Source organism: Streptomyces sp. NPDC059564, from assembly GCF_042735575.1.
Lineage (GTDB): Bacteria > Actinomycetota > Actinomycetes > Streptomycetales > Streptomycetaceae > Streptomyces.
Window position 1 is genome coordinate 1 of the sequence record NZ_JBHWBP010000312.1, and the last position, 9,151, is coordinate 9,151.

General features: G+C 70.6%; 8 protein-coding genes. 5 read left to right on the top strand and 3 right to left on the bottom strand.

Annotated features, from left to right (window positions below; genetic code table 11):
• Positions 1-61: 61 nt before the first annotated feature.
• Both ACFV0Q_RS33075 and ACFV0Q_RS33080 read right to left on the bottom strand, forming a co-directional pair.
• The gene (locus ACFV0Q_RS33075; RefSeq protein ID WP_385010420.1) at positions 62-1,534 is read right to left on the bottom strand and encodes a hypothetical protein; all 1,473 of its coding nucleotides are present in this window, start codon (positions 1,532-1,534) and stop codon (positions 62-64) included.
• An 82-nt stretch (positions 1,535-1,616) separates the two neighbouring features.
• Positions 1,617-1,832 carry a hypothetical protein gene (locus tag ACFV0Q_RS33080; RefSeq protein ID WP_385010422.1) on the bottom strand — a complete coding sequence of 72 codons (216 nt, stop codon included), beginning with the start codon at positions 1,830-1,832 and terminating at the stop codon, positions 1,617-1,619.
• Between the two features lie 131 nt (positions 1,833-1,963).
• On the opposite strand from ACFV0Q_RS33080, the gene ACFV0Q_RS33085 reads away from it, so the two are divergent.
• Positions 1,964-2,944, top strand: coding sequence for a carbohydrate kinase family protein (locus tag ACFV0Q_RS33085; RefSeq protein WP_385010424.1), 981 nt, complete (start codon positions 1,964-1,966; stop codon positions 2,942-2,944).
• Positions 2,945-2,987: 43 nt separating this feature from the next.
• On the opposite strand, the gene ACFV0Q_RS33090 is transcribed toward ACFV0Q_RS33085, so the two are convergent.
• On the bottom strand, positions 2,988-4,367 hold the full coding sequence (locus tag ACFV0Q_RS33090) for a cysteine desulfurase/sulfurtransferase TusA family protein (RefSeq protein WP_385010426.1): 1,380 nt from the start codon (positions 4,365-4,367) through the stop codon (positions 2,988-2,990).
• Between the two features lie 283 nt (positions 4,368-4,650).
• Between ACFV0Q_RS33090 and coxB the strand changes: the two genes are divergently transcribed.
• The 4 genes from coxB (at position 4,651) to ACFV0Q_RS33110 (ending at position 9,111) form a co-directional block, all read left to right on the top strand.
• Positions 4,651-5,625: a cytochrome c oxidase subunit II gene (coxB, locus tag ACFV0Q_RS33095; protein WP_385010427.1), complete on the top strand. Its 975-nt coding sequence runs from the start codon at positions 4,651-4,653 to the stop codon at positions 5,623-5,625.
• The gene (gene ctaD / locus ACFV0Q_RS33100) at positions 5,622-7,352 is read left to right on the top strand and encodes a cytochrome c oxidase subunit I (RefSeq protein WP_385010428.1); all 1,731 of its coding nucleotides are present in this window, start codon (positions 5,622-5,624) and stop codon (positions 7,350-7,352) included. Before coxB ends, ctaD begins: the two co-directional genes overlap by 4 nt.
• The gene (locus ACFV0Q_RS33105; protein WP_385010430.1) at positions 7,349-7,747 is read left to right on the top strand and encodes a cytochrome c oxidase subunit 4; all 399 of its coding nucleotides are present in this window, start codon (positions 7,349-7,351) and stop codon (positions 7,745-7,747) included. Before ctaD ends, ACFV0Q_RS33105 begins: the two co-directional genes overlap by 4 nt.
• 116 nt (positions 7,748-7,863) lie before the next feature.
• The gene (locus tag ACFV0Q_RS33110; protein WP_385010432.1) at positions 7,864-9,111 is read left to right on the top strand and encodes an Ig-like domain-containing protein; all 1,248 of its coding nucleotides are present in this window, start codon (positions 7,864-7,866) and stop codon (positions 9,109-9,111) included.
• Positions 9,112-9,151: the final 40 nt, after the last annotated feature.

Sequence of the window (9,151 nt, forward strand, 5' to 3'; positions counted from 1 at the left end):
CCGCCGGACGATTTCCGTCCGGCGGCCGGGCCCTCGCGCGCGTTCCTCGCTGGTTCGGCCGCTACTGGCGGGGGAGCTCCTTGCCCGTGGTCGCGTCGACCACCTTGCGGTCGCCGAGCGGCTGCTGGAGCTTCGCCGTCAGGGACATCTCCTGCGCCAGCATGATGCAGGCCTGGCCCGGCTCCTTCGGGGTGTCCGTGATCTTCACCAGGACCGAGCCGCCCTCCTCGCGCACCTCCAGGGCGTACGTGCTGCACACCCCGCCCCAGAAGTTCACCGTCAGCGTGCGGTCGGCCTGCGCGTACGAGAACCCGGGCACGGTACGGCCCGCCGGGGGCACCGGGGCGCCGCCGCCGTCGTTCTTGCCCGCCGGGGTGGCGACCGTACGGCCCGCCCCGCCGTCCTTGCCCGCCACCTCGAACAGCCAGGCCGGCACCAGGCCCCGGCCGCCGTCGACCGTCCCCGGGGCCAGGCCGAGCACGGCCCCCCGTACGGTCTCCGTCCGCGGCGGCTTGACCGGGCGCGGCTCCGGGTTGCAGGGCAGCGTGTCCGTGGCGCCCGTCGGGGTGTCCGGGGTCAGCGGGACCGACGTCGCGCAGCCGCTGGGGCCCGGGCCGGTGCCGTCGCCGCCCTTGGCCGCCGCGTTGAGCCGGGCCAGCGCCTCCTCGGCCCCGACCACCGGCTGCTCGCCCGCCCGGACCGGGGCCTTCAGCTCGCCGCTGCCCGACACCACCTGGGCGTCGGCGCCCACGCGCACCTTGGTGGACCACCCCGTGGTCGGCAGCCCGCCCACGACCGGATCGGCGCTGACCACGCGGACGGAGCCCTGCGTGAGGCGGGCGTCCAGCCTGGCGTCGCCCTGACCGGCGGCCGCGAGCAGCGGGGCCGCGGCCGCCTTCGCCGCCTCCTCGGAGACGGGCTTGGCCTGCGCGTCCGACCCGGCGGCCGCCGCGCCGCCGTCGGAGCCCTGGGGCAGGGTGGCCGGGCCGCAGGTGTCCTTGCCGCGCACGCAGTCGTCCCCGGCGCCGTTGCCGTTCGGGGCGCCGCCCTGGAAGCGGGAGAAGCTCCAGGTCCCGGGAGCCTTACGGGTCACCGTGAGCCGGGGCCCCGAACCGTCGGCGGTCTCCCCGGCCTGCCACTCCTCGCCGCTCAGCCGGGGCGCGCCGGAGATCCCGAGGGCGCGCGCGAGCCGGGCCACCTCCTCGGAGGTGACCTCGCCGGACGCGGCGAAGGACGGCGCACCGTCCTTCGGGGCCTGGGGGAGCGGGCCCTCGGCCCGGTAGGTCACCGGTCCGCCGGACGGGTCCGGCTCCCCGGGGGCGATGCCCGGCCCCGGGGGCGACCCCGCGGTGCGCGGCGCGACGGCCGCGCTGTCACTCGTACGGACGCCGCTGCCCGAGGCATCCCCGTAGGCCGTGGACGCCCAGTACGCCGTCCCGCCGCCGGCCAGCAGGACGGCGGCCGCGATCGAGCCGATGGCCCAGGACGGCCGCCGTCGTGTGGCGCGTGATGTGTCGGGTTGTTCGCTGGTCACCGCATCGCTCCTTCGCGTGTCCCGCCGTACGTGATGCGGGTGTGACGCGGCGGGCGCGAAACCGGTTCCCTCCCGGTGGCCGTCAGTCCCCGTACGCCGCCGTGGAGGCGATGAGGCGGGCCGAGGCGGGCGGGACGCTGATGCCGTGGATCTGGGACGGCGTCACGCGGACCGGACGCGGCTCCCGGGGGACGGACCAGTGCGGAGCCATGCGGGCGCAGTCGCCCAGCAGCCGGGCGAAGCCGGGGCGGGCGCCGGCGGTGTACTCGGCGTACCCGAAGCCATCGGTAGAGGTCATGGGGCACGGTAGGCACGCCGGGGCGCGCGAAGGAAGTCCTACTACGGGGTAGTTTCGCCGGGTCGGCCCACCGCCGTGGACCGGGTAGTTTTGACTGTCCCCTTGCCGTCCTCCGCAGGAGCATCCACGCCGTGCGCATCGCAGTCACCGGCTCCATCGCCACCGACCACCTCATGACCTTCCCGGGCCGCTTCGCCGACCAGCTGGTCGCCGACCAGCTCCACACGGTCTCCCTCTCCTTCCTCGTCGACAACCTCGACGTACGGCGGGGCGGTGTCGGCCCGAACATCTGCTTCGGCATGGGGCAGCTGGGCTCCCGTCCGATCCTGGTCGGCGCGGCCGGCTCCGACTTCGACGAGTACCGCGCCTGGCTGGACCGGCACGGGGTCGACACCGAGTCGGTGCGGATCTCCGAGGTGCTGCACACCGCGCGCTTCGTCTGCACGACGGACGCCGACCACAACCAGATCGGCTCCTTCTACACGGGCGCGATGAGCGAGGCCCGGCAGATCGAGCTGAAGGCCGTCGCCGACCGGGTGGGCGGGCTGGACCTCGTCCTCATCGGCGCCGACGACCCCGAGGCGATGCTCCGCCACACGGAGGAGTGCCGGACGCGGGGGATCCCCTTCGCCGCCGACTTCTCGCAGCAGATCGCCCGGATGGACGGCGAGAACATCCGCACCCTGATGGAGGGCGCGACGTACCTGTTCTCGAACGAGTACGAGAAGGGCCTCATCGAGTCGAAGTCCGGCTGGACCGACGCGGAGATCCTCTCGAAGGTCGGCACCCGGATCACCACGCTGGGCTCGCAGGGCGTGCGGATCGAGCGGGCCGGCCAGGAGCCGATCGTGGTGGGCTGCGCCGAGGAGACGGCGAAGGTCGACCCGACGGGCGTCGGCGACGCGTTCCGCGCGGGGTTCCTCACGGGGCTGGGCTGGGGCGTCGGCCTGGAGCGGGCGGCGCAGCTCGGCTGCATGCTGGCGACGCTGGTCATCGAGACCCTGGGCACCCAGGAATACACCCTGGCCCGCGCCCACTTCATGGACCGCTTCACGAAGGCCTACGGCGAAGCGGCCGCCACCGAGGTCCGCACCCACCTGGCCTCCTCCTGATCCTGCACGGAGCCCCCCGGACCCGCTCCGGGGGGCCGCCGGGTCAGGTGAGGCGGCGGATCGTGTAGGACGTGCCCTGGGGGTGGGGGGATTCGCCCAGGTAGGCGTGGCCGCGGATCGCGCACCAGGCCGGGATGTCCAGGCGGGCCACCTCGTCGTCCGAGAGGACGGTGACCGTGCCGCCGACCGGGACCCGGCCGATCGTGCGGGCCAGCTCGATCACCGGCTGGGGGCAGCGCAGCCCCAGGGTGTCGAGCACCAGCGACTCCGCCTCCGGCGCCGCCGGCTCCGGCTCCGTGACGCCCAGCTTCTCCCGGACCCCGGCCACCGCGGCCGGGAGCACCTCCAGGAAGCCGTTCACCTCGTCCGCCGAAGTCCCCCGCGGCAGGGACACCCGTACGTTCCCCTCCGACAGCACCCCCATCGCCCGCAGCACGTGACTGGGGGTCAGCGTGGAGCTCGTGCACGAGGAGCCCGAGGAGACCGAGTACCCCGCCCGGTCCAGCTCGTGCAGCAGGGTCTCGCCGTCCACGTACAGGCAGGAGAAGGTGACCAGGTGCGGCAGCCGCCGGTCCGGGTCGCCCACCACCTCCACGTCCGGCACCAGCCGGGCCACCCGCCGCCGGATCCGGTCCACCAGCACCCGCAGCCGCGCCGCCTCCGCGTCCGCCTCCGCCCGTACGGCCCGCAGGGAGGCCGCCGCCGCGACGATGGCGGGCAGGTTGGCGAAGCCGGGGGAGCGCCCCGACTCCCTTTCGTCGGCCGGGTGTTGGGTGGCGAAGCGGACCCCCTTGCGGACGGCGAGGAGTCCGACCCCCGGCGGGCCGCCCCACTTGTGCGCGCTCGCGGTCAGCACCGACCAGCCGTCCGGCACCCGGCCCCAGCCCAGCGACTGCGCCGCGTCCACCAGCAGCGGCACCCCGGCGGCCGCGCAGACCTCGGCCACCTCCGCCACCGGCTGGACCGTGCCCACCTCGTGGTTGGCCGACTGCAGGCAGGCCAGGGCCGTGCCGGGGCCGATCGCGGCCGCGTACCCGTCGGGCGGGACCGCGCCGAGCCGGTTCACCGCGACCTCCGTCACCGTGCCGCCGGCCGCCGCGTGCGCGTCCGCCGCGTGCAGCACAGAACTGTGTTCGACCGCCGATACGACCAGATGCCCGCCGACGCGCCGCCGCCCCGCCAGCGCCCCCGCCACCCCCGTGTGAACCGCGTGCGTCCCCGAAGGAGTGAACGACAGCTCGTCGGCCCGGCATCCCACGGCCTCGGCCGCCGCCTCCCGCGCCGCGTCCAGCAACAGCCGGGCGCGCCGCCCCTCCCGGTACAGCCGGGCCGGGTCCGCCCAGCCCTCGTCGAGGGCGGCCTGGAGCGCCTGACGGGCCACGGGGTGCAGCGGAGCGGCGGACGCGGTGTCGAAGTAGGGCATCCGGCCACGCTAACCGGCAGCCGCGGGCGACCGTGGTCAGGGGCCGTCAGATGTCGTCCGGAGCCCGCCATTCAGGGCCGGATGGACCGTCCCCCGTACGGCGGATCCATCCCTTCGGGGGCAGAAGCGGCGCGTTGGGCACCCTCCCCGCGCGACCCCAAATAGCGTCCAGTAGGGTTTGGTCCGCATAAACATCCAAACCCCTGCCTGCGTCAGGGCCGGCGACCGACCCGAACACGGCCGCGGCCGGCCGCGCGGGCCGAGACTCTCGGGAAGGCGCTACGTGAGTCCCTACGGCTCCGACCGCTCGCCGCGGCGCCCGATGCGGCGGAAGCTGCTGCAGGCGCTGACTGCGGGCGTGGTCCTGGCGACCGCCACTGGTTGCTCGTACACCTGGAAAGACTTCCCCCGCCTCGGAATGCCCACCCCGGTCACGGAAGAGGGTCCTCGCATCCTTTCCCTGTGGCAGGGATCCTGGGCGGCCGCTCTCCTTACGGGCATCCTGGTGTGGGGCCTGATCATCTGGAGCGTCATCTTCCACCGGCGCAGCCGGACGAAGATCGAGGTCCCCGCGCAGACCCGGTACAACATGCCCATCGAGGCGCTGTACACCGTGGTCCCGCTCATCATCGTCTCGGTGCTCTTCTACTTCACCGCGCGCGACGAGTCGAAGCTGCTCGCCCTCACCCCGAAGCCGCCCCACACGATCAACGTGGTCGGCTTCCAGTGGAGCTGGGGCTTCAACTACGTCGAGAACGTCGACGGCGACGCCGCGACTCCGAAGGGCGGCGAGGTTCCCAAGGAGCTCGCCAACATTCCGGACCGCTTCACCAAGGCCTTCCCCGCGGGCGCCGAAGGCGTCTACGAGAAGGGCGTCCCCGGCGACCGGAACCTGCAGACCGGCAACCCGGGACCGACCCTCTGGCTGCCCAAGGGCGAGAAGGTCCGCTTCATCCTGTCGTCGAACGACGTCATCCACTCCTTCTGGGTGGTGCCCTTCCTGTTCAAGCAGGACGTCATCCCCGGTCACACCAATGTCTTCGAGGTCACCCCGACCCAGGAGGGCACCTTCATGGGCAAGTGTGCCGAGCTCTGCGGTGTCGACCACTCCCGGATGCTCTTCAACGTGAAGGTCGTCTCGCCGGAGCGGTACCGGGCGCACCTGAAGGAACTGGCGGAGAAGGGCCAGACCGGCTTCCTCCCCGCCGGCATCAAGCAGACTGACCCGGCCCGGAATGCGGAGCTGAACAAACTGTGAGCATCCTCAACGAATCCCAGGGTGCCGCCGCCGACTCGTATGAGAACGAGCTGCCGGTGCGGCGCAAGCAGCCGGGCAACGTGGTCGTGAAGTGGATGACCACGACCGACCACAAGACCATCGGCACGATGTACCTGGTCACGTCGTTCGTGTTCTTCATCATCGGCGGGATCATGGCGCTCTTCATGCGCGCCGAGCTGGCCCGTCCGGGCACGCAGATCATGTCGAACGAACAGTTCAACCAGGCGTTCACCATGCATGGCACGATCATGCTGCTGATGTTCGCGACCCCGCTGTTCGCCGGTTTCGCCAACTGGATCATGCCGCTGCAGATCGGCGCGCCCGACGTGGCGTTCCCGCGGCTGAACATGTTCGCGTACTGGCTGTACCTCTTCGGCTCGTCGATCGCGGTGGCCGGGTTCGTCACCCCCTCGGGTGCCGCCGACTTCGGCTGGTTCGCCTACTCCCCGCTGTCGGACGCGGTCCGCTCGCCGGGCATCGGCGCCGACATGTGGATCATGGGTCTGGCCTTCTCGGGCTTCGGTACGATCCTCGGCTCGGTCAACTTCATCACCACGATCATCTGCATGCGCGCTCCCGGCATGACGATGTTCCGCATGCCGATCTTCACCTGGAACGTCCTGCTGACCGGTGTCCTGGTCCTGCTCGCCTTCCCGGTGCTGGCCGCCGCGCTCTTCGCGCTGGAGGCCGACCGGAAGTTCGGTGCGCATGTGTTCGACGCGGCCAACGGCGGCGCCTTGCTCTGGCAACACCTCTTCTGGTTCTTCGGGCATCCAGAGGTGTACATCATCGCGCTGCCATTCTTCGGAATCATTTCCGAGGTGATCCCGGTCTTCTCGCGCAAGCCGATGTTCGGTTACATCGGTCTGATCGCCGCGACGATCTCGATCGCCGGCCTCTCGGTGACCGTGTGGGCCCACCACATGTACGTCACCGGTGGTGTGCTGCTGCCGTTCTTCTCGTTCATGACCTTCCTGATCGCGGTACCGACCGGTGTGAAGTTCTTCAACTGGATCGGCACCATGTGGAAGGGCTCGCTGTCCTTCGAGACCCCGATGCTCTGGGCCGTCGGCTTCCTGATCACCTTCACCTTCGGTGGTCTGACCGGCGTCATCCTGGCCTCGCCCCCGATGGACTTCCACGTCTCCGACTCGTACTTCGTCGTCGCGCACTTCCACTACGTCATCTTCGGCACCGTGGTCTTCGCGATGTTCTCCGGCTTCCACTTCTGGTGGCCGAAGTTCACGGGCAAGATGCTGGACGAGCGCCTCGGCAAGATCACCTTCTGGACGCTGTTCGTCGGCTTCCACGGAACGTTCCTGGTGCAGCACTGGCTGGGTGTCGAGGGCATGCCGCGTCGTTACGCTGACTACCTCGCCGCCGACGGCTTCACCACGCTGAACACGATCTCCACGATCAGCTCGTTCCTGCTCGGCCTGTCGATGCTGCCCTTCATGTACAACGTCTGGAAGACGGCGAAGTACGGCAAGAAGGTCGAGGTCGACGACCCGTGGGGCTACGGCCGTTCGCTCGAGTGGGCCACGTCCTGTCCGCCGCCGCGGCACAACTTCCTCACCCTGCCGCGGATCCGCAGTGAATCCCCGGCGTTCGACCTGCACCACCCGGAGATCGCGGCCCTCGACCACCTCGCGGACCACGGCGCCGGTACCCCGGCCGTCACCGGTGGCAAGGAGGCCGGCAAGTGAAGATCCAGGGCAAGATGTTCCTCTGGCTCGCCTTCTTCATCCTGATCATGACCGTCGTGTACGGCGTGTGGTCGAAGGAGCCGGTCGGAACCACCGCGCTCGCGCTGGCCTTCGGGCTGAGCGCCATGATCGGCTACTACCTGGCCTTCACGGCCAAGCGCGTGGACGAGATGGCCCAGGACAACCTGGAGGCCGACGTCGCCGACGAGGCGGGCGAGCTGGGGTTCTTCTCCCCGCACAGCTGGCAGCCGCTCTCGCTGGCCATCGGTGGCGCCTTCGCCTTCATGGGCGTCATCTTCGGCTGGTGGCTGATGTACTTCTCCGCTCCGCTGATCATGATCGGCCTGTGGGGCTGGGTGTACGAGTACTACCGCGGCGAGAACCAGAACCAGTAGCGGACCGCCGCACGGCATGACCTGAGGGGCCCGGACACCTTTTCGGAGGAGTCCGGGCCCCTCGTTTGCAGTCACCCCGCGCGCCGTAATTGTCATATCTTCATAGCGTTGGCTCCATGAAGCACTCACCGCGTCTTTGGACGGTACTCAGCTGCTCCCTGCTGGTCGCGTCCCTCGGGGCCGGCGCCACCGCATGCGGGTCCGGCGAGAAGAACCCGCTGTCAGCCCGCCCGTACGACGCGGGCGAGCACGTCGCCTTCAACCAGGCCACCGGCGGACGCCCCGCCGACCCCGACAAGCCCCTCGAAGTCACCGTCAAGGGCACCACGGCGCGCATCACCGACGTGATGGCCGTGGACACCCACGGGAGGCGTCTGGCGGGCGAGCTCTCCGCCAAGGGCGACCGCTGGCACAGCACCGCTCCGATGGCCGCGGGCGTCCGCTACTCGGTCACCGTGAGCACGGAGGACGAACGAGGCGCTCCAGGGCAGCGCACGCTGGCTTTCGACACCACTCCGGCCAAGAAGGTCCTCAAGGTCGAATTCGGCCCGGACGAGGGCAAGTACGGCGTCGGACAGCCCATCACGGCCGAACTCAACGAGCCGGTCAAGGACAAGGCCGCCCGCACCATCGTGGAACGGGCCCTGGTCGTCGACACGCCCGACAACGTCGAGGGCGCCTGGTACTGGGTCGACGACAAGACCCTCCACTTCCGGCCCAAGGACTACTGGCCGGCGCACTCCACCGTCTCCGTACGCAGCAACCTGGAGGGCGTCCGGATCTCCGACGAGCTCCACGGCGCCGCGTCGAAGCCGCTGAACCTGGAGATCGGGGACCGGGTCGAGGTCACCACGGACGCCTCCTCGCACTACCTCACGTTCAGGCGGAACGGAGAAGTGATCAACACCATTCCGGTGACCACCGGAAAGCCCGGCTTCTCCACCCGCAACGGGGTCAAGGTGGTGCTGGGCAAGCAGTACTTCGTCCAGATGCGCGGCGACACCGTCGGCATCGGCGGCAGCGAGTACTACAACCTGCCCGTCTACTACGCCACCCGGGTGACGTGGAGCGGGGAGTACGTGCACGCCGCGCCGTGGTCGGTCGGCTCCCAGGGCTACGAGAACGTCAGCCACGGCTGCACCGGCATGAGCACCGGCAACGCCGCCTGGTTCTACGAGAACATCACCGAAGGCGACATCGTCCGAGTGATCAACAGCATCGGCGACGACATGGACACCTTCGGCAACGGCTACGGCGACTGGAACATGGACTGGAAGGACTGGCGCGAAGGCAGCGCCCTCCTGAAGGGTACCCAGGAAGGCCGCAGCCCCATGGACCAGGCCCGCCTGCGGCCCCAGGTCTAGCCGGCCGGCCGCGGCCGGAGCCGCTTCGAGGCTCCGGACG